The 19003-nt window shown below is 66.9% G+C and carries 21 protein-coding genes and 2 tRNA genes; 8 read left to right on the top strand and 15 right to left on the bottom strand.

Features of this window, described 5'->3' with window-relative positions:
* Positions 1 to 8 precede the first annotated feature (8 nt).
* Positions 9 to 473: a bactofilin family protein gene (locus K5L94_RS20240; protein ID WP_008268410.1), complete on the bottom strand. Its 465-nt coding sequence runs from the start codon at positions 471 to 473 to the stop codon at positions 9 to 11.
* Between the two features lie 4 nt (positions 474 to 477).
* A complete protein-coding gene (locus K5L94_RS20245; RefSeq protein ID WP_164088052.1) occupies positions 478 to 1221 on the bottom strand; it encodes a DUF6776 family protein in 744 nt (247 codons plus the stop codon).
* 179 nt (positions 1222 to 1400) lie between these two features.
* On the opposite strand from K5L94_RS20245, the gene K5L94_RS20250 reads away from it, so the two are divergent.
* The 3 genes from K5L94_RS20250 to K5L94_RS20260 are packed head-to-tail and all read left to right on the top strand — an operon-like array spanning position 1401 to position 6152.
* A complete protein-coding gene (locus tag K5L94_RS20250) occupies positions 1401 to 2018 on the top strand; it encodes a DUF4126 domain-containing protein (RefSeq protein WP_274511249.1) in 618 nt (205 codons plus the stop codon).
* 44 nt (positions 2019 to 2062) lie between these two features.
* Positions 2063 to 3949, top strand: coding sequence for an EAL domain-containing protein (locus K5L94_RS20255; RefSeq protein ID WP_006473693.1), 1887 nt, complete (start codon positions 2063 to 2065; stop codon positions 3947 to 3949).
* A 1-nt stretch (position 3950) separates the two neighbouring features.
* Positions 3951 to 6152: an ATP-binding protein gene (locus K5L94_RS20260; protein ID WP_274511250.1), complete on the top strand. Its 2202-nt coding sequence runs from the start codon at positions 3951 to 3953 to the stop codon at positions 6150 to 6152.
* Between the two features lie 23 nt (positions 6153 to 6175).
* Here the strand turns inward: K5L94_RS20260 and bfr are convergent, their stop codons facing one another.
* The 3 genes from bfr to K5L94_RS20275 all read right to left on the bottom strand — a co-directional run bounded on the left by bfr (position 6176) and on the right by K5L94_RS20275 (position 7728).
* A complete protein-coding gene (gene bfr / locus K5L94_RS20265) occupies positions 6176 to 6646 on the bottom strand; it encodes a bacterioferritin (RefSeq protein ID WP_005419804.1) in 471 nt (156 codons plus the stop codon).
* A 143-nt stretch (positions 6647 to 6789) separates the two neighbouring features.
* Positions 6790 to 6999, bottom strand: coding sequence for a (2Fe-2S)-binding protein (locus tag K5L94_RS20270; protein WP_006473776.1), 210 nt, complete (start codon positions 6997 to 6999; stop codon positions 6790 to 6792).
* Positions 7000 to 7107: 108 nt separating this feature from the next.
* Positions 7108 to 7728, bottom strand: coding sequence for an RNA pyrophosphohydrolase (locus tag K5L94_RS20275; RefSeq protein WP_008265361.1), 621 nt, complete (start codon positions 7726 to 7728; stop codon positions 7108 to 7110).
* Between the two features lie 120 nt (positions 7729 to 7848).
* Between K5L94_RS20275 and K5L94_RS20280 the strand changes: the two genes are divergently transcribed.
* Positions 7849 to 7925, top strand: a tRNA-Met gene (locus tag K5L94_RS20280).
* A gap of 55 nt (positions 7926 to 7980) precedes the next feature.
* A tRNA-Gln gene (locus K5L94_RS20285) sits at positions 7981 to 8055 on the top strand.
* A gap of 285 nt (positions 8056 to 8340) precedes the next feature.
* Here the strand turns inward: K5L94_RS20285 and rpsI are convergent.
* Together rpsI and rplM are read right to left on the bottom strand one after the other, a co-directional pair.
* Entirely contained in the window at positions 8341 to 8733 is a 393-nt protein-coding gene (gene rpsI / locus K5L94_RS20290; RefSeq protein WP_005411311.1) for a 30S ribosomal protein S9, read from the bottom strand.
* A 2-nt stretch (positions 8734 to 8735) separates the two neighbouring features.
* On the bottom strand, positions 8736 to 9164 hold the full coding sequence (gene rplM, locus K5L94_RS20295; protein WP_005414692.1) for a 50S ribosomal protein L13: 429 nt from the start codon (positions 9162 to 9164) through the stop codon (positions 8736 to 8738).
* A 196-nt stretch (positions 9165 to 9360) separates the two neighbouring features.
* Between rplM and coq7 the strand changes: the two genes are divergently transcribed.
* Positions 9361 to 10005: a 2-polyprenyl-3-methyl-6-methoxy-1,4-benzoquinone monooxygenase gene (coq7, locus tag K5L94_RS20300; RefSeq protein WP_053509146.1), complete on the top strand. Its 645-nt coding sequence runs from the start codon at positions 9361 to 9363 to the stop codon at positions 10003 to 10005.
* Positions 10006 to 10092: 87 nt separating this feature from the next.
* Here coq7 and K5L94_RS20305 read toward each other — a convergent pair whose 3' ends face one another.
* On the bottom strand, positions 10093 to 10413 hold the full coding sequence (locus tag K5L94_RS20305) for a DMT family transporter (RefSeq protein WP_005411314.1): 321 nt from the start codon (positions 10411 to 10413) through the stop codon (positions 10093 to 10095).
* A gap of 170 nt (positions 10414 to 10583) precedes the next feature.
* Complete coding sequence (speD, locus tag K5L94_RS20310) at positions 10584 to 11378, bottom strand: adenosylmethionine decarboxylase (RefSeq protein WP_006473908.1); 795 nt, start codon at positions 11376 to 11378, stop codon at positions 10584 to 10586.
* Positions 11379 to 11527: 149 nt separating this feature from the next.
* On the opposite strand from speD, the gene crp reads away from it, so the two are divergent.
* The gene (crp, locus tag K5L94_RS20315) at positions 11528 to 12217 is read left to right on the top strand and encodes a cAMP-activated global transcriptional regulator CRP (RefSeq protein WP_010482649.1); all 690 of its coding nucleotides are present in this window, start codon (positions 11528 to 11530) and stop codon (positions 12215 to 12217) included.
* Positions 12218 to 12279: 62 nt separating this feature from the next.
* A complete protein-coding gene (locus tag K5L94_RS20320; RefSeq protein ID WP_006473912.1) occupies positions 12280 to 13041 on the top strand; it encodes a sulfite exporter TauE/SafE family protein in 762 nt (253 codons plus the stop codon).
* A gap of 123 nt (positions 13042 to 13164) precedes the next feature.
* Here K5L94_RS20320 and K5L94_RS20325 read toward each other — a convergent pair whose 3' ends face one another.
* The 6 genes from K5L94_RS20325 to trpE all read right to left on the bottom strand — a co-directional run bounded on the left by K5L94_RS20325 (position 13165) and on the right by trpE (position 18698).
* Positions 13165 to 13881 carry a haloacid dehalogenase-like hydrolase gene (locus K5L94_RS20325; RefSeq protein ID WP_053450993.1) on the bottom strand — a complete coding sequence of 239 codons (717 nt, stop codon included), beginning with the start codon at positions 13879 to 13881 and terminating at the stop codon, positions 13165 to 13167.
* A complete protein-coding gene (gene trpC / locus K5L94_RS20330) occupies positions 13878 to 14672 on the bottom strand; it encodes an indole-3-glycerol phosphate synthase TrpC (RefSeq protein ID WP_014038737.1) in 795 nt (264 codons plus the stop codon). Before trpC ends, K5L94_RS20325 begins: the two co-directional genes overlap by 4 nt.
* A gap of 74 nt (positions 14673 to 14746) precedes the next feature.
* Positions 14747 to 15778 carry an anthranilate phosphoribosyltransferase gene (gene trpD, locus K5L94_RS20335; RefSeq protein ID WP_006474036.1) on the bottom strand — a complete coding sequence of 344 codons (1032 nt, stop codon included), beginning with the start codon at positions 15776 to 15778 and terminating at the stop codon, positions 14747 to 14749.
* Between the two features lie 16 nt (positions 15779 to 15794).
* A complete protein-coding gene (locus K5L94_RS20340; protein WP_274511251.1) occupies positions 15795 to 16382 on the bottom strand; it encodes an anthranilate synthase component II in 588 nt (195 codons plus the stop codon).
* Positions 16383 to 16384: 2 nt separating this feature from the next.
* Positions 16385 to 17155 (bottom strand): SIMPL domain-containing protein, encoded by a 771-nt coding sequence (locus K5L94_RS20345; RefSeq protein ID WP_274511252.1) that lies wholly within the window; start codon positions 17153 to 17155, stop codon positions 16385 to 16387.
* 67 nt (positions 17156 to 17222) lie between these two features.
* Entirely contained in the window at positions 17223 to 18698 is a 1476-nt protein-coding gene (gene trpE / locus K5L94_RS20350) for an anthranilate synthase component I (RefSeq protein WP_164088036.1), read from the bottom strand.
* Positions 18699 to 19003 lie beyond the last annotated feature (305 nt).

Genomic DNA, 19003 nt, shown 5'->3' on the forward strand with positions numbered 1-19003 from the left:
GATGGCTTTCAAGCCATCGCCTCTGCCAGCTTGCGACGCGCGGCGGTGTCGCCCTTGCCGCCATTGGCATCGTCGGCCTCCGGGGCCGGCAGGGCCGCCATCGGGGCGCTGGCATGGATCAGGCGGCCGTTCAGCTGGGCGCCCGCATTCATCTCCACCACCTGGTAATGGACATTGCCATTGACCCGCGCGCTCGGGGTCAGTTCGACCTTCTCGGTGGCGTGCACGTCGCCGTCCAGGCGGCCGCTGATGACCACCACCTGGGCACGGATCTCACCCTCGATCACGCCATGCTCGGCGACCGTCAGGGTGGCACCACTGGCGCCTTCGGCGGCAATCACCTTGCCGTGGATGCGGCCTTCCACGTACAGGCCACCACTGAATTCCACATCACCGCGGATCACCACCTGGTTGCCGATCAGGGCATCCACCACCAGCTGGCCGTCACGGTTGGATTTGCTGTTTCCGAACATCTGCCTACTCCCCTTTGCTGGCCGGCGCGCCGGCCTGTTTCCAGTCGAATACCTGGGTGGTACCCCCCGTACCACTGCCCAATGTCACCCGCACGCGTTGCGGGGTGAAGTCAGCCGGCAGCATCACGCTGCCGGTGATCTGCTGGAAGTACCGGAACGAGTAATCCTGTCCCGGCACCTTGCTGCGCTGGTGCAGATCATCCCAGCTGATCGTGGCCAGCTTGCCGTTCTTCACGCCTTCCACGGTGAAACGCATCTGCCCCTGGCTGATGGCACCGCGGTTGAGGTTCTGGGTCAGCACGGCGGTGTACTGCCAGGTGCCGGCCGCTTCCGGGCTGAACTCGATCGAATGGGTGTTCAGGCCCTTGCGCTGGCTGGTTGAACCGACCAGGCGCTCATAGAAGGCGACGTCGGCGCGCAGGCCGGCGATCTCCTCATCGCGCTCGGCCAGCGAGGACTGCACCTCGGTGTTGGCGGCGCGGCTGATGCGGTCGGAGGCTTCCAGCGTGGCCTGCTTCTGGCGCAGCTCGGTCAGCTGCGCCTGCAGCGTCTCGGCATGCTTCTCGGCGGCCTGCAGGCGTTGGCCCTGCGCATCGCGCGGGGTCGCCATCCAGCAGCCGCCAAGCACCGCCAGCACCAGGCTGAGCAGCCAGATGCCGCCGATCACCAGAAGGCGGCGACGATCGACCGGCGATTGCGGCGCGCCGGGCAGGCGCACCTGCACGCGCATGGGAGGGCGGTTGTTCATGGGTGGTTTCCAGGGCATCGCAAGAGCGACACCGGTACGGCCCCTGTGGCAAACGACGGGCTAGTGTATGACAGGACGGGTGGGTTTCCTGCGCAGTGGCCGGCCACGGTCTGTGGCGTTCAGGCACGCCATCGCCGATAGTGAGGCCCCCCGCACAGTTCCGTCGCCGGAGCATCGCCATGACCGAAGCCCACCTGTTCGTGATCGGCATCCTGCTGGCCTGGCTGGCCGGCATCCGCGTCTACCTCACCGTGTTCGGCGTCGGCCTGGCCGGCCTGCTCGGCTGGGTCGACCTGCCACCGGCCCTGCAGGCCACCGAATCGTGGTGGGTGCTGGGTACCTCGGCGGCGCTGGCAGTGACCGAATTCTTCGCCGACAAGATCCCCGGCGTGGACTCGGCGTGGGATCTGGTGCAGACCCTGGCACGCGTGCCCGCCGGTGCCTTCCTTGCCGCCGCCACGTTGTCGCCGGACGGCCAGCTGGGGACCGGCGCACTCGCCGCCGGTGCCGGTGTCGCGCTGGCCAGCCATGGCCTGAAGGCCGGCACCCGCGCCCTGCTCAATACCTCACCGGAACCGGCCAGCAACTGGGTGGCGTCGGCCGCCGAGGACACCGTGGTGATCGGCGGCCTGGCGCTGGCCCTGGCCCATCCCTGGATCGCGCTGGTGGTGGTGCTGGCCTGCAGCCTCGCTGGCGCGCTGCTGGTCTGGCTGGTCTGGCGCACCTTGTGGAAAGGCGTGCGTTGGCTGGCGCGCGGCGCAGCGACGAACAGCCCGCGGCAGCCCGGCACCGGTTGATCGCCGGGCTTGCCGCATAATGAAGGCGAACACCAGGAGCACCGATGGCCGCAATCGAATCCCCCGCGGGCGCCCGCCCGGGACGCGCTGAAACCCCTCCGGCCGATCATTGGCAACGCTGGGCCGTCGAGGCGGTCACCCACGCTCCCGCCGCACCGGCAGCGGTCACGGCACAGGGCGGCACGGCCGATGCACCGTCGATCAACAGCGCACCGCCACCGCTTCCCGGCCCTTCAGCGCTGGCAGAAGCCGGCAACAACGACCAGGCGCCGCCCGCATCCGATTCGCCCTATCGCGTGCTGATCGTCGAGGACGATCGCGCCCAGGCACTGTTCGCGCAGAGCGTGCTGCACGGTGCCGGCATGCAGGCGATCGTGCACAGCGATGCCGACGGTGCGCTGCAGGCGATCAAGGACCACCGCCCGGACCTGATCCTGATGGACCTGCACCTGCCTGGGCTGGACGGCATGCGCCTGACCGCGCTGATCCGCCAGCAACCCGGCCTGCAGCTGCTGCCGATCGTATTCCTCAGCGGCGACCCGGACCCGGAGCGCCAGTTCGAAGTGCTCGACAGTGGCGCCGATGACTACCTGAGCAAGCCGATCCGCCCGCGCCACCTGATCGCCGCCGTGGCCAACCGCATCCGGCGCGCGCGTGCGCAGGCCGCGACCCTGCCAGGCGCCTCCGGTGCGCCGGCCACCAGCAATCCGGAAACCGGCCTGCCGACACGCCACCACGTATTGCAGCAGCTCAACGCCGCGCTAGCCCACCGCGACCCGGGTGGCGTGTTGTTCGTCGAAGTCTCCAGCGCGCTGGGCCTGCGCGAGCGCTATGGGTATGCCGCCTTCGAACGCCTGATGGTGCAGGCCGGCCAGCGCCTGGCCGAGGCGGGCCACCCGCACCTGCTGGCACGCCTGAACGACAACAGCTTCCTGCTGCTGGCGCGCACCGCCGATGAGGACAGCCTGGAAGGCATCGCCGCGGCCCTGCGTGAACAGCTGTCGGCGCGCGCGTTCGTGATCCGCGACGACGAATCCGTGCATCTGCGCGGCGTGGTCGGCTATGCCCCGCTGTCTTCCGGATTCGACGATGCCAACAGTGCCCTGGAAGCCGTCGAACGCACCACCCTGCAGGCGCGCCTGCTGAGCGCCGGCGTGGCCGGCCACGTGCACCGCGAGGCGATCAGCGAACAGGAGCATCTGGCGTTGCTGGAAGGCCAGCTGGAGCTGGCCTATCAGCCGATCGTCGCCGTCGCCGGCGGCAACACCGCGCAGTACCAGCTGCTGCTGCGCCTGCGCCAGGCCGATGGCACGGTGCTGGCGGCCGGCCAGGTGATTCCTGCCGCGGAAGCCGCCGGGCGCATCGCCGACCTCGACCAGCAGGTGATGGACCATGCGCTGGGCCTGCTGGACCTGTACCGGCACGCGACCCAGCCGCTGAACCTGTTCGTCTCGCAGTCGCTGCGTACCCTGCAGCGCGATGCCTTCGCCGACTGGCTGCTGGAGTCGCTGCACCAGCGCGACCTGCCCGGCAGCGCGCTGGTCATCGATGTGCGCCTGCCCGACGCACTGATCCACACCGTGCCGCTGCTGCAGTTCTGCCAGCGCATGGCCGGTGCCGGCGTGCGCTTCTGCCTCAGCCAGTTCGAACCGGGTGGAGAAGCCGATGCGTTGCTGACCCACCTCCCGCTGTCGTTCGTGCGCATGGCAGCACGCTTCTCCAGCAGCCACGCCAACCCTGCCACCCGCGAGGAACTGCGCAGGGCGATCGAGCAGGCCCATGCAGCCGGGCTGCAGATCATCGGCCAGCAGATCGAAGATCCGCAGGCGGCGGCCGCGATGTGGGTGGGCGGCGTCGACTACATCCAGGGCAACATGGTGCAGTCGGCCGGCAGCGACCTGAACTTCGACTTCCACAACGCGGTGCTCTGACGTGCCGCTGTGGGGCGTGCTGCTGGTTGCCCTCGCCGTGGCCGCCATCGCGCTGCTGCTGTTTGGCCTGCGCCTGCGCGCGCGCAACCTTGCGTTGGCCCAGCTGCAGCGCGAACGCAGCGTACTGGCCGCCGAACGCGACCAGCTGCGCCGCACCACCGAACGCCAGGGGCAGCTGGAGCAGCAGCTGCTGCAGGCCAAGCAGGCCGCCGAGGCCGCGGTGCTGGCCAAGGGCGAGTTCCTGGCCACGATGAGCCATGAGATCCGCACCCCGCTCAACGGCATCCTGCCGATGCTGGAGCTGATCGCGCGCGGCCCCCTGGGCGAGGACCAGCGACAGATGCTGGCCACCGCCTCGGCCAGTTCGCAGCAGCTGCTGCGCATCGTCGACGACATCCTCGACTATTCACGGCTGGAAGCACAGGCGCTGGAACTGGAGATCACCAGCTTCAACCTGCGTGACCTGCTCGATGGCGTGGTGCAGCTGATGCAGCGCGCCGCCGACGCCAAGGGCCTGTCGCTGGCGTTGCAGCTGGACCCAGCGGTGCGCCTGCCGGTACGCGGCGACCCGGTACGCCTGCGCCAGGTGTTGAGCAACCTGCTGGCCAACGCGATCAAGTTCACGGCACGCGGCCAGGTGCTGCTGCGGGTACAGCGGTTGGGCGAAGGCGCAGCGCAGCACCAGCTGCGCTTCGAGATCATCGACACCGGCATCGGCATCGACGAGGTGCTGCAGGCGCGGTTGTTCCAGTCCTTCAGCCAGGCCGACGCCTCCACCACCCGCATCTACGGGGGTACCGGCCTGGGCCTGGCCATCTGCAAGCGCATCATCGACCTCATGCAGGGCCGCATCGGCGTGCAGTCCACGCCCGGCCAGGGCGCCACGTTCTGGTTCGAGATTCCGCTGCTGAAGGTGCCCGGCGACCTGCCGGCCATGGCACGTCCGCCCGCTGCACTGCTGCTGTGCAGCGCCGATGCGATCCTGCAGGCGCGCGTCGAACGCATCGCTGCCCACCATGGGCTGCAGGTGCAGGTGCTGGCACAGCCCGGTGCGGTGGTCGAGCGCCTGCGCGCGCCGCCACGCCCCGGGCAGCCGGCGCCGGCCTGGCTGCTGGTCGACGCGCATGCACGCCGCGCGGGTGAAGCCACGCTGCAGCAGGCCCTGGCCGAACGGGGTGAGGAAGACATGCTGCAGGTGCTGTGGCTGCAGGACGACGCCGTTGCGGCGCGCCCGCGGCAGCAACGGCTGCCCGCACGTTTCGATGATGCCGCCCTGCATGTGCTGCTGGCGGTGCCGGCCGCGCACGCGCGGCCCGCCGCATTGCTGGCCAATGCTGAAGACGGATTGCCCGCGCCGACGTTGCCGCCGTTGCATCTACGCGTGCTGCTGGTGGAAGACAACACGGTCAACCGGATGGTGGCCGAGCAGCTGCTGCGCGTGTTCCAGTGCGAGGTGCGCAATGCCGCCGATGGCGAGCAGGCATTGCTCACCCTGCGCGAAGGCGGCATGGACGTGGTGTTGATGGACTGCCAGATGCCGGTGCTGGATGGCTACGCCGCCACCCGTCATTGGCGCGCCGAGGAAACGGCATCCGGGCGGCAGCGACTGCCAATCATCGCGATGACGGCCAATGCGATGGCCGGTGACCGCGAACGCTGCCTGCAGGCCGGCATGGACGACTACCTGTCCAAACCGATCGCACGCGCCACGCTGCATGCGCTGTTGAAGCGCTGGGGGCAGCGCCCGGGCAATGCGGCCGCGTCGAACCTGCTCGGCGGCGATGCGCCTGCCATCGGTCGAATCCTGCCGGCCGAACATGGCGCGGCCGTATCAGGTACGAAGCGCCAGGCGGCGCCGCAACCGGTGCTGGATCGCGATGTACTGGACGAACTGCAGGCGGTGATCGGCGAGAGCGCCATCCAGATCGTCTCGGTGTTCCTGGACGATGCTCCGGCAATGGTGCAGCAACTGCAGCAGGCCGCACAGAACGGCGACGCGACGCGCCTGCAGGCGATCGCGCACAGCCTCAAGTCATCAAGCGCGAATGTCGGCGCGTTGTCGCTGTCTGCGGTGGCGCAGCGGATCGAGCATGAAGCCCGCAGTGACAGCCTGCAGCGCCCTGCCGTGGCAGTGGCGCTGCTGGTGGCCGAATTCGCCCGCGCGCGCGTCGCGCTGACGGGTTACCTGGCACAGCATCGCTAGCGTCGAGCAAGCTCGACACTACGTCACTCTTCCAGCTTGCTCAGCAGGTACTTCGGCTCGCCGATGCGCTCGATCAGGTCCAGCTGGGTTTCCAGCCAGTCGATGTGCTCTTCTTCCGAGTCGAGGATCTTCACGAACAGCTGGCGGCTGACGTAGTCGCCAACCGAATCGGAATAGGCCACGGCCTCGCGCAGGGTGACCACGCCGTCGCGTTCCAGCGACAGATCGCACTGCAGGATCTCGGTCGGGTTCTCGCCGATGCGCAGCTTGCCCAGCGCCTGGAAGTTCGGCAGGCCTTCGAGGAACAGGATGCGGTCGGCGAGCATGTCGGCATGCTTCATCTCGTCGATCGATTCCTTGTACTCGTGTTCGGCCAGTTCCTTGATGCCCCAGTTCTTCAGCATCTTGGCGTGCAGGAAGTACTGGTTGATCGCGGTCAGCTCGTTGTAGAGGACCTTGTTGAGGAATTCGATGACCTTGGTGTCGCCCTTCATGGGGATGCTCCTGCACGCTGAAAACGCAGGCACTTTAGCGCCTTGCGCAGCCTCGTGAAGGAACGCGAATCGTGCGCATTGGCCTGTGCGGCCAGCAGTGAAGGATGCGAAAGCGCGGCGTCAACGCGCCGCGAAATAAACGGTCAGGCGACCTGGGCCAGGCCCAATACCGGCAGCGGCAGATCGTGGGTGGCGCGCGCCTTGGCCAGCAGCTCGCCGGCCATGTCCAGGCAGGAACCGCAGGTGGCACCACAGCCGGTACGCATGGTCAGTTCGGCCACCGTGCTGACGCCATTGCCGGCGGCTTCGCGGATCTGGTGGTCGGTGACTCCGTTGCAGATGCAGACGTACACAGGCGGGAACCGGGCTGACAGGCCAGAAGCGGCCTGTTGGCTATTCCAATGGAAACGAGAATGGTTGTCAATCAGAGACCTGAACCATTCTCGATACCGTTCAGCCCGTCAGCTGGCCGGGCCGTCGCCCTGTGCCTTCTTGGGCCAATAGCCCCGGGTCCGCGGGCGCTTGCGGGGGCGCTCGTGCCCGGCCGTATGGCCTGGCATCCAGGCCTCGGCGGCGCTCTTGGGCATGGCGGTGACGCCCTGCCCGGCCACGCCGCGCGCCAACGGCGCCAGGTGTCGCAGGGCACGCGCATAGACGCCGCGCTTGAACATCACCACATGCTCCACCGGGTACCAGAAGTCCACCCAGCGCCAATGGTCGAACTCGGGCGAGTCGGTGTGGTCCAGCTTCACATGGGATTCGTCGCCGGTCAGGCGCAGCAGGAACCAGACCTGCTTCTGGCCGATGCAGACCTGCCGCTCGTTGCGGCGGATGGCCCGCGCCGGCAGCTTGTAGCGCAGCCAGCCGGGTGTCGCGCCGAGCACTTCCACATGCTCAGGCAGCAGGCCGGTCTCTTCCTGCAGTTCACGATACATGGCCTCGACAGGCGTCTCGTCGGTATTCATGCCACCCTGCGGGAACTGCCAGCCGTCCCGGCGCACACGTCGTGCCCAGAACACCTGACCATCCTGCCGCATCAGCACGATGCCGACGTTCGGTCGATAGCCGTCCGGATCGATCACGATGCGGACTCCTAAAAAATCTACTGGTCGGGACTATCCCATGCCCTCTGCCGCCCCACAAGCGCGATACAAAAGTGTTGACAGGGGCGATACACATCCGCAGAATAGCGGGCTCACCAAGGCTATGTAGCTCAGCCGGTTAGAGCACAGCACTCATAATGCTGGGGTCGGTGGTTCGAGTCCACCCATAGCCACCACACTGAAAATCAAGTTGTTTTCCAGTGTGAAAAGTGAGAAAATAGTTGCACGTTTTGCCCCGTCGCCAAGCGGTAAGGCACCTGACTCTGACTCAGGCATTCGGTGGTTCGAATCCATCCGGGGCAGCCAAACAAAAAAGAAAAAAGCCTGATCGAAAGATCAGGCTTTTTTCTTTTTTGTTTGGTCACGCATCCCACCTTATCCCCGCGCCTGTCGGCGCGCGCCCTTGAACAACAAGGGGGCCCTCCTCCAGAGAGAGATCCGGGGTCGGATCCTTCGAAACCACGGGTAGTGCCGGCCGCTGGCCGGCAACCTGGAAATGCATGACCCCAGAACGACAAAAGCCCGGCCGAAGCCGGGCTTTTGCTTTTCCAGCCAGCGGGCTCCCGAGGGAGCCCAACCAGGCGCGGTAAATCAGCGCTTGGAGAACTGGGTGGCGCGGCGGGCCTTGTGCAGACCGACCTTCTTACGCTCGACTTCACGGGCGTCACGGGTCATGAAGCCGGCCTTGCGCAGCTCGGACTTCAGGGTTTCGTCGTACTCGACCAGAGCACGGGCGATGCCCAGACGGATCGCACCGGCCTGGCCGGTGGTGCCGCCGCCAGCGGCGGTGACCAGGATGTCGAAGCTTTCGGTGTTCTTGGTCAGCTCGAGCGGCTGGCGCACGATCATGCGCGCGGTCTCACGACCGAAGAACTCGTCCAGCGGACGGCCATTGACGGTGATGTTGCCCGAACCCTTGCGCAGGAACACGCGAGCGGTGGAGGACTTGCGGCGGCCAGTGCCGTAGTTTTGAGTGATAGCCATGATTAGATATCCAGAACCTGCGGCTGCTGTGCGGCGTGCGGATGCTCAGTGCCGGCGTAGACCTTGAGCTTGCGGTACATCTGGCGACCCAGCGGGCCCTTCGGCAGCATGCCCTTCACGGCGATCTCGATCACGCGCTCCGGGTGGCGCTCCAGCGCCTGGGCCAGGGATTCGGTCTTCAGGTTGCCGATGTAACCGGTGAAACGGTGATACATCTTGTCCTGCAGCTTCTTGCCGGTGACGGCAATCTTTTCTGCATTGATGACGACCAGGTAGTCGCCGGTATCAACGTGCGGGGTGTAGACCGGCTTGTGCTTGCCACGCAGACGGCGGGCCAGCTCGGTGGCGAGACGGCCCAGGGTCTTGCCCTCGGCGTCGACGAGGTACCAGTCGCGCTGGACGGTCTCGTTCTTGGCAGTGAAAGTGCTCATGAAGAACTCTAGGTTAGGTCGGGCTCATTGCGGCGAAAGGCTCGCCGGAACTCTGCCACGCGTTGTGAAAAGGTGAAGCGTAAGGGGCGGGATTGTACGCACCCTGGCCGCCGGGCGCAAGTCGCCCCTGCCCCCGGGTTGGCAGGGCGGCAGGGCCGGGCGAGAATCGGGCCCTCCCCGCCCCACCCGTACCGCCATGACCGCACTCCGCCAGACCACCCCGCTGGACCACCTGCTGACCGAGGCGCAGCGCGCCCTGGACACGGTGTTCGGCAACCCGCCGGCGGCCCGCCCCTACCCGGCCGCGGATACCGACGAGCCGGGCATGGACAGCACCGAGCGCCGCCACGCGGCGGGCCTGATGCGGATCAACCACGTCGGCGAGGTCTGCGCGCAGGGCCTGTATTTCGGCCAGGCGGCGGTGGCCCGCGACCCGGCCACGCGGGAACACCTGCTGGAAGCCGCCCAGGAAGAGACCGACCACCTGGCCTGGTGCGCCACCCGGCTGGGCGAGCTGGACAGCCGTCCCAGCCTGTTCAACCCGCTGTGGTACGCCGGCAGCTACACCATCGGCACCCTGGCCGGGCTGCGCGGCGACGGCTGGAACCTGGGCTTCGTGGTCGAAACCGAGCGCCAGGTGGAGGCCCATCTGGACGAGCATCTGGTCGATCTGCCGGCCGGTGACCTGCGCAGCCGCGCCGTCATCCAGGTGATGAAGGATGACGAGGCCCGCCATGCGGAACACGCCGAACAGGCCGGCGCCCGCCGCCTGCCGTTCCCGATTCCGGGGGCAATGGCGCTGGCCTCCAGGGTGATGAAGACCATCGCGTACCGGCTGTAAGCCCCAGGTAGTGCCGGCCGCTGGCCGGCAACCTCCTGATCTTCGGCGGTGCCTACGGGGTTGCCGGCCAGCGGCCGGCACTACCGATCAATTGGGCGAGACCAGCTTCAGGCCGATCACCCCGGCCACGATCAGGCCGACGCAGGCCAGGCGGGCCGGCGATGCGCTGTCGTTGAACAGGTAGATGCCCAGCACCGCCACGCCCATGGCGCCGATGCCGGTCCAGATCGCATAGGCCGTGCCGACCGGGATGCTCTTCATCGCCTGGCTCATCAGGTACAGGCTGATCAGCGCCGACACCACCGTGGCAGCGGTGGGCAGGGGTTTGCTGAAACCTTCGGAGTACTTCATTCCAAGGGCGAAACCGATCTCGAACAGGCCGGCCAGCAGCAGGTAGATCCAGGGCATGGGTGGGGGCTCCTTACCTTTTTTTGAAAAAACGAAACGGCCCGGTGTTTTCACACCGGGCCGTGGGTCGGTACATCACCGTGGAGCCATGACGCTTGCGCAGTACAGGGGTTCCACAGGGCGGGTCGTCCCGCCTGGGTGGCGATGCCTGCGGGCATCGCGCGTGGGGCTTACTCGGACAGGTTGCGGCCGTGGAACAGCTCTTCGATCTCGCGCTTGAGCAGCGCTTCGATCTTCATGCGCTCCTTGAACGACAGGTTCTTGGCCTTTTCCTCGAACAGGTACTGGTCCAGGTCGAAGTCCTTCAGGTGCATCTTGGTGTGGAAGATGTTTTCCTGGTAGACGTTGACGTCGAACATCTCGTAGCGCGACTTGATGTTCTTGGCCAGGAAGTTCTGGATCGAGTTGATCTTGTGGTCGATGTAGTGCTTCTTGCCCTTCACATCGCGGGTGAAGCCACGGACGCGGTAGTCCATGATCACGATGTCCGACTCAAGGCTTTCGATCAGGTAGTTCAGGGCCTTCAGCGGGGAAATGACGCCACAGGTGGCCACGTCGATGTCCGCGCGGAACGTCGCGATACCTTCCTGCGGATGGGTTTCCGGGTAGGTATGGACGGTGATGTGGCTCTTGTCCATGTGCGCGACCACGGCGTCGGAGATCAGCTCCTTGCCGGCCTGCTTCTTGTCGATCACCGGCTCTTCGGAGATCAGGATGGTCACCGAGGCACCCTGCGGGTCGTAGTCCTGGCGGGCCACGTTCAGGATGTTGGCGCCGATGATCTCGGCGACATCGGTCAAGATTTGAGTCAGCCTGTCGGCGTTGTACTCTTCATCGATGTATTCAATGTAACGCTGACGCTCCTCTTCGGTGCGCGCGTAACACACGTCATAGATGTTGAAGCTCAGCGCCTTGGTGAGGTTGTTGAAACCCTGCAGCCTCAGGCGAGGCAACGGCTTGACCACGGCGGTCGATTCCTGTGTAAGAAGGGAAAGGGGGAATTATGGGGCAAACTGCCCCCGGGGGGAACGTGAAGACGCAAGAGTTCTGGCACACTGTTTGCCCTTAACAATTGCGCTGGTTAAGCTCCGCTATCGACCCCGTGAATCCGTTCATGCGCAGAGGGAGCGCCCCTATCGTGTCAACCGTGCGCCTAGCTAGCAGTCCACTGGCCCTGGATATCGCCACCATTGATCGTTTCCTGGCGCACAGCCACAGGCGGCGATATCCCACCCGTACCGACGTCTTCCGACCCGGTGACCCGGCGGGAACCCTGTATTACGTCATCAGCGGTTCGGTTTCGATCATGGCCGAGGAAGATGACGATCGCGAGCTTGTGCTGGGCTACTTCGGTGCCGGCGAGTTCGTGGGCGAGATGGGCCTGTTCGTCGAATCGGACCGCCGCGAGGTGATCCTGCGGACCCGTACCGCCTGCGAACTGGCCGAGATCAGCTACGAACGCCTGCACCAGCTGTTCCTCGGCCCGCTGTCGGCCGACGCCCCGCGCCTGCTGTATGCGCTGGGCCAGCAGATCTCCAAGCGCCTGCTCGACACCAGCCGCAAGGCCAGCCGCCTGGCGTTCCTGGACGTTACCGACCGGATCGTGCGCACCCTGCACGACCTGGCGCAGGAGCCGGAGGCGATGAGCCATCCGCAGGGCAGCCAGTTGCGCGTCTCGCGCCAGGAACTGGCCCGCCTGGTCGGCTGCTCGCGCGAAATGGCCGGCCGCGTGCTGAAGAAGCTGCAGACCGACGGCCTGCTGCACGCACGCGGCAAGACCGTGGTGCTGTACGGCACCCGTTGACCGTTGAGCACCCGGTGGGTGCGGACCTTGGTCCGCACTCCTTCGCGCGTTAGGCTCGGTGCATGGAACTGAGCAGCGCATTCTGGTGGTTCATCCTCATCGGCCTCGGCGCCCAGCTGGTCGACGGCGCGCTGGGCATGGCGTTCGGCCTGGTGTCGTCGTCGGTGATGCTGGCCATGGGCATCCCGCCCGCGCAGGCCAGCGCCGCCATCCACACCGCCGAGGTGTTCACCACTGGCGCCTCCGGTGTGTCGCATCTGGTCGCCGGCAATGTCGATAAGCGCTTGTTCCTGCGCCTCGCCCTGCCCGGCGCGGTAGGCGGCGCAGTCGGTGCCTACGGGCTGACCCAGCTGCCCGGCGAGGTGATCCGCCCGCTCATCTATCTCTACCTGCTGGTGCTGGCCATCATCATCCTGGCCCGCGCCGCCGGCCGCCTGATGCCCAAGGGCGAGGTCAAGCGGGTACCCGTGCTGGGCTTCGTGGCCGGCTTCCTGGATGCCAGCGGCGGTGGCGGCTGGGGGCCGGTGGCCACCTCCACCCTGCTCGCCCGCGGCGGCCAGGCGCGCACCACCATCGGCACCGTAAACGCCGCCGAGTTCGTGGTTACCCTGACGGTTTCAGCAACGTTCCTGCTGTCGATGGGGCTGCATCACCTGCAGATCGTGGCCGGCCTGCTGATCGGCGGCATGATGGCCGCCCCGGTGGCGGCGCTGCTGGTCAAGCGGCTGAAGGAGCGCTGGGTGCTGGTGGCCGTCGGCGTGCTGGTGCTTGGCATCAGCCTGTTCCAGATCGGCCACGCGCTGAGCGGGTACCTGGCGCGCTGAGCGCTCGCCGGGCATGGCCCTGCGATGCATGCACGGCGTTCGGTAGTGCCGGCCGCTGGCCGGCAACCTCATGATCTGCGGAGGGGCGTGCCGAGTTGCCGGCCAGCGGCCGGCACTACCGCATTACGCCTTGTCGCCGCCGCGGTCGACGCAACCCCAGTTGAGGATGCGGGTGCCGGCCGGCAGCACGCGGCGGAAGAAGTCCACCTTGCCCGGCTTCGGGTTCACCACCACCGGCGCCCTGGCGGCCAGCAACAGCGGCAGGTCGGCAGTACTGTCGGAATAGGCAATGTCGATGTCGCCGTAGCCGCGCTCGCGCAGCATGCGCATCTTCTCTTCGTTGTGGCAGTGCCGGGTCGGGCCGACCCCGCCCAGTCGCGGGCCGACCTCGGTGCCGATCACCGGCACGTCCTGGTGGGCGACAAAGGCCAGGATCGCGCGCGCCAGCTCGGGTGGCGCACCCGTGGCAACCACCACGCGGTCGCCCTTGGCGCGGTGCGCGGCAAATACCTCCAGCGCCTGCGGCAACAGCTTGGCGCGCATCTGCGCCTCATTGCGCAGCACGTAGGCGTCAATCACCTTGTTGAAGTCGCGCGCCCGGTGCAGGCCGAAACTGCCGATCCACACATAGACCGAAATGCCGGCACGACGGGTCGGCAGCATCGCCACCATCGGCCCGGCGATCGGCGTGACCAGCAGCGCGGCCAGCATGCGCAGCGGATTGCGCTTGATCAGCGAGGCGAACAGGTGGGTGCCCGAATCGCCGTCGTAGAGGGTGTGGTCGAAGTCGAAGACCACCAGCGGCGCATCCCCGCGCGGCGTTGGATAGTGCGTTGTCATGCCGCGAAGAATAGCTGACGCAGGCCCTCGCCCGGCTCTTCCACGCGCATGAAGGCCTCGCCGACCAGGAACGCGTGGATGCCGGCGTCACGCATCAGCGCCACGTCCTGCGGGCCGAGGATGCCGCTCTCGGTCACCAGCAGGCGGTCGCGCGGCACGGCGTTCTGCATGTCCAGCGTGGTCTGCAGCGAGACCTCGAAGGTGCGCAGGTTGCGGTTGTTGATGCCGATCATCGGCGCCGGCACCTGCAGCGCGCGCTCCAGTTCGTCGATGTCGTGCACTTCCACCAGCACGTCCATGCCCAGCGACAGCGCCAGTTCGGACAGGGTGGCCAGCTGGGTGTCGTCCAGCGCGGCAACGATCAGCAGGATGCAGTCGGCGCCCAGCACGCGTGCCTCGTACACCTGGTAGGCGTCGATCACGAAGTCCTTGCGCAGCACCGGCAGCGTGCAGGCCTCTCGGGCCTGCTGCAGGTAGGCGTCGGCGCCCTGGAAGAAGTCCACGTCGGTCAGCACCGACAGGCAGCTGGCGCCACCAAACTCGTAACTGACGGCGATGTCGGCCGGGCGGAAGTCCGGGCGGATCACGCCCTTGGACGGGCTGGCCTTCTTCACCTCGGCGATCACCGCCGGGTCGCCGTTGGCCACCGCAGCCTGCAGCGCGCGCACGAAGCCACGTACCGGCGGGGCGCTGGCCAGGGCGGCCTGCAGCTCCTCGAGCGGGCGCTGGGCGCGGCGTTGGGCCACTTCTTCGGCCTTGCGGGCCAGGATCGTCTGCAGGATGTCGCTCATCGTCGTCGGTTCAATGCGGGGGCGGTGAGGACGGCCATTATCGGCCATCGAGGGGATCAGGCTGAACCGCGCGCTCAGGCAACCAGCGCGCGGGTGGTGTCAACGTACTGCTGCAGGCGCTGGCGGGCGCTGCCATTGGCGATGGCGGCACGGGCGCGGGCCAGGCCGTCGCCGATGTCGCTGGCCACGCCGGCCACGTACAGGGCGGCACCGGCGTTCAGGGCGACGATGTCCAGCGCCGGGCCCGGGGTGTTGTCCAGTACCGCGCGCAGCATCGCGATGGACTGCTCCGGGCTGTCCACGCGCAGGTTGCGGCTGGCCGACATGGCGATGCCGAAGTCCTCCGGGTGGATCTCGTACTCACGCACCTTGCCGTCGCGCAGCTCGCCGACCAGGGTGCCGGCACCCAGCGAGATCTCGTCCATGTTGTCGCGGCCCCAGACCACCATCGCGCGCTCGGTGCCCAGTTCGCGCAGCACGCGCGCCTGGATGCCCACCAGGTCAGGATGGAACACGCCCATCAGCACCGACGGTGCGCTGGCCGGGTTGGTCAGCGGGCCGAGGATGTTGAAGATGGTGCGCACGCCCATCTCGCGGCGTACCGGCGCGACCACCTTCATCGACGGATGATGGATCGGCGCGAACATGAAGCCGATGCCGGTCTGCTCGATCGCGGCGGCCACCTGCGCCGGCTGCAGCTCGATGGCCGCGCCCAGCGCTTCCACCGCATCGGCGCTGCCGGATTTGGACGACACGCTGCGGTTGCCGTGCTTGGCCACGCGCGCACCGGCGGCGGCGGCGACGAACATCGCGCAGGTGGAGATGTTGAAGGTGTGCGAACCGTCGCCACCGGTGCCGACGATGTCGACCAGGTGGGTGGGATCGGCCACCGGCACCGCCAGCGCGAACTCGCGCATCACGGTGGCCGCTGCAGCGATCTCGTCGATGGTTTCCTTCTTCACCCGCAGGCCGGTGAGGATGGCGGCGGTCATCATCGGCGAGACATCGCCGCGCATGATCTGCCGCATCAGGTCGACCATTTCGTCGAAGAAGATTTCGCGGTGTTCGATGGTGCGCTGCAGGGCTTCCTGGGGGGAGAAGCTCATGGGAATGCTCCTTGGATCAGGCCGCCGGCCGCTGCAGGAAATTGCGCAGCAGGGCGTGACCGTGTTCGGTGAGGATGGATTCGGGGTGGAACTGCACGCCTTCCACCGGGAACTGGCGGTGGCGCAGGCCCATGATCTCTTCGATCGAGCCGTCGTCGTTCTCTGTCCAGGCGGTCACTTCCAGGCAGTCCGGCAGGCGGTTCTTGTCCACCACCAGCGAGTGGTAGCGGGTGGCCTGGTAGCGGTCCGGCAGGCCGGCGAACACGCCCTTGCCCTCGTGGCGGATCGGCGAGGTCTTGCCGTGCATGATGTTGCCGGCGCGGATGACCGTGCCGCCGTAGACCTGGCCGATGCCCTGGTGGCCCAGGCACACACCGAGGATCGGCGTGCTCGGGCCCAGGCGCTGGATCAGTTCCAGCGACACGCCCGCTTCGTTGGGCGTGCACGGGCCGGGCGAGATGACGATGCGCTCGGGTTTCTGCGCGGCAATCTCGTCCACGCTCATCGCATCGTTGCGCACCACCTTCACCTCGGCGCCAAGCGTCTGCAGGTACTGCACGAGGTTGTAGGTGAAGCTGTCGTAGTTGTCGATCATCCACAACATGGTCAGGTTCCGTCGCTTATCAGGAAAATGGCGTACACGTTTTCGGTGTAGGTGATGGGGCCGGCTTCGATCGACTCGCGTATGTTCGAACCGGTAGCCTCGATGCTGTTCTGCGGCGCGGGCGGCGCGGGCGGCGCGAACGTGTCGTCGACGCGAGGCCAATTCCCCGCCTGCACGCCATAGGCAAAGTTCGGCGCCACATCGGAGATGCTGTACAGGCCGCGCAGCTTCGTGCCGTAAGCCTTGGCCAGGCCCTGCGCGGATTCGCGCGTCTGTGCCGCCGCCTCGCCCTTGAGTTCGCGCCGCAGCGCCACTTCGCCCGAATAGGTTGGAGCCACGCTGCTGACCTGCACGTTCTCGTTGGCCTTCAGCGCACCCAGCACATCCTGCATCGCCTTCACGCTGGCGAAGCTGGCGCGCAGCTGGCGCGACACGCGGGTACCGATGAAAACCTGCCGGCTCTGCTCATAGCGCGTCGCAGGACCAATGCGCAGGTTGTCCGCACGCACGCTGCCTTCCTCCGCCTTGTACTGCTTGAACAGCGCCAGCACGCGGGCGACGTTGTCCTGCACGCGGCGCCGCGCGGCATCGGCATCCATGTCGGTCTCTTCGATGTTCAGCTGCAGGCCGAACCGGTCCGGCATCACCACGCGGCGCGCCTCGCCCTTCACCAGCAGGTGCGGCTGCGAGGGAATGGTGTTGGCCTGCGCCCACGCAGACGGGGCCATCGTGGTCAGCAGTGACGACCACAGCAATGCGCTCAGCAGCTTCATGCGGTACTCCTTGTCCTGAATGGGAACAGCGGAAGGTGCCGCGGCGCAGGCCATGGCACGGGAAGGCTTACAGGCCCTTGGCAGCCTGGGCGACGGCGCGGAACAGCGCGCGGCCCTTGTTCATCGTCTCGTCCCATTCCTTGTCCGGGTCCGAGTCGTAGACGATGCCGGCGCCGGCCTGCACGTACAGGCGGCCGTCCTTGATCACCGCGGTGCGGATTGCAATCGCGGTATCGGCATCACCGTGCCAGCCGATGTAGCCGATGCTGCCGGCGTAGACATTGCGCTTGATCGGTTCCAGCTCGCGGATCACTTCCAGCGCACGGATCTTCGGCGCGCCGCTGACCGTACCGGCCGGGAAGGTGGCGCGCAGCACGTCGGCATAGCTCAGGCCCGGCTGCAGCTGCCCGGTCACTTCGCTGACGATGTGCATGACGTGGCTGTAACGCTCGATCACGAACTGCTCGCCCACTTCCACGGTACCGGCCTTGGAGACGCGGCCGGCGTCGTTGCGGCCGAGGTCGATCAGCATCAGGTGCTCGGCGCGCTCCTTCGGATCGGCCAGCAGCTCGGCTTCCAGCGCCAGGTCCTGCTCGACGGTGGCGCCGCGCGGACGGGTACCGGCGATCGGACGCACGGTGACTTCGCCGTCCTGCAGGCGTACCAGGATTTCCGGCGAGGAACCGACCACCTGCAGGTCGCCGACATCGAGGAAATACATGTACGGCGAAGGATTCAGTGCACGCAGCGCGCGGTACACATCCACCGGACGCGCCTTGAACGGCACGCTCAGGCGCTGGCTGAGCACCACCTGGAAGATGTCACCGGCGCGGATGTATTCCTTGCTGCGCTGGACCGCATCGACGAAGCCTTCGCGGGTGAACCCCGAGACGAAATCGGATTCGTCCAGCACGTCGCTGTTGAGCGGCGCCGGATAGCCCGCGCCCGGCGCCCGCAGCTTGGCGGTCAGTGCATCCAAACGGGCCTGGGCCTGCTCGAAGGCGCCGTCGACACGCGGGTCGGCATGCACGATCAGGTACAGGCGGCCCTTGAGGTTGTCGAACACCGCCAGCTCATTGGAATCGAGCAGCAGGATGTCCGGGGTACCCAGTTCATCGCGGCCGGCCGGCGGTGCCAGGCGCGGTTCGATGTAGCCGATGCACTCGAAGCCGAACCAGCCGACCAGGCCACCGGTGAAGCCCGGCAGGCCGTCCAGCTTGGGCACCGAGTGGGCGCTGCGCAGCGCCTCGACCTCGGCGAACGGGTCGGCCACTTCGCGGGTTTCCACCACCTGGCCGTCCTCGCGCACGGTCAGCGTGTGGCCGTGGAAGGCGTACACGCGGCGCGCCGGCAGGCCGATGATCGAGTAACGACCAAAGCGCTCGCCGCCTTCGACGGATTCAAACAGGTAGGTATTGGGGCCGTCGGCGAGCTTCAGATAGACCGAAAGCGGCGTGTCCAGGTCGGACAGCACTTCGCGGACAACGGGAATGTGGGTGTGGCCTTCAGCGGCCTGCTGCAGAAACTGGGCGTGCGAGTTCAAGACGACTTTCCTTCCGGGACACAGCGTTATGGGGGCGGACGACGGCAACGGGCCACCATCGCCACCAACGGCGTGCGGAAGAAAGGGTATGCGGGGTCGTCAGGCTGGACACCCGCTGACTGTATCGCAGCAAAGGCGGGAGGGGAACCCTGTGAAACTGAACCGCGCGAAGCCCGGGGCCGTTCACGGGGACCAGCAACGGCGACCGTTAGCGTCGACTGTCAGCCGACTGCTCTTCGTTCCGACGGCGTAAGAACCCGCGCTGCGCGCGCAAGTCGACTAACAGTCGACTCTACCCGCCGGCT

Source organism: Stenotrophomonas forensis, from assembly GCF_028752115.1.
Classification (GTDB): domain Bacteria; phylum Pseudomonadota; class Gammaproteobacteria; order Xanthomonadales; family Xanthomonadaceae; genus Stenotrophomonas; species Stenotrophomonas forensis.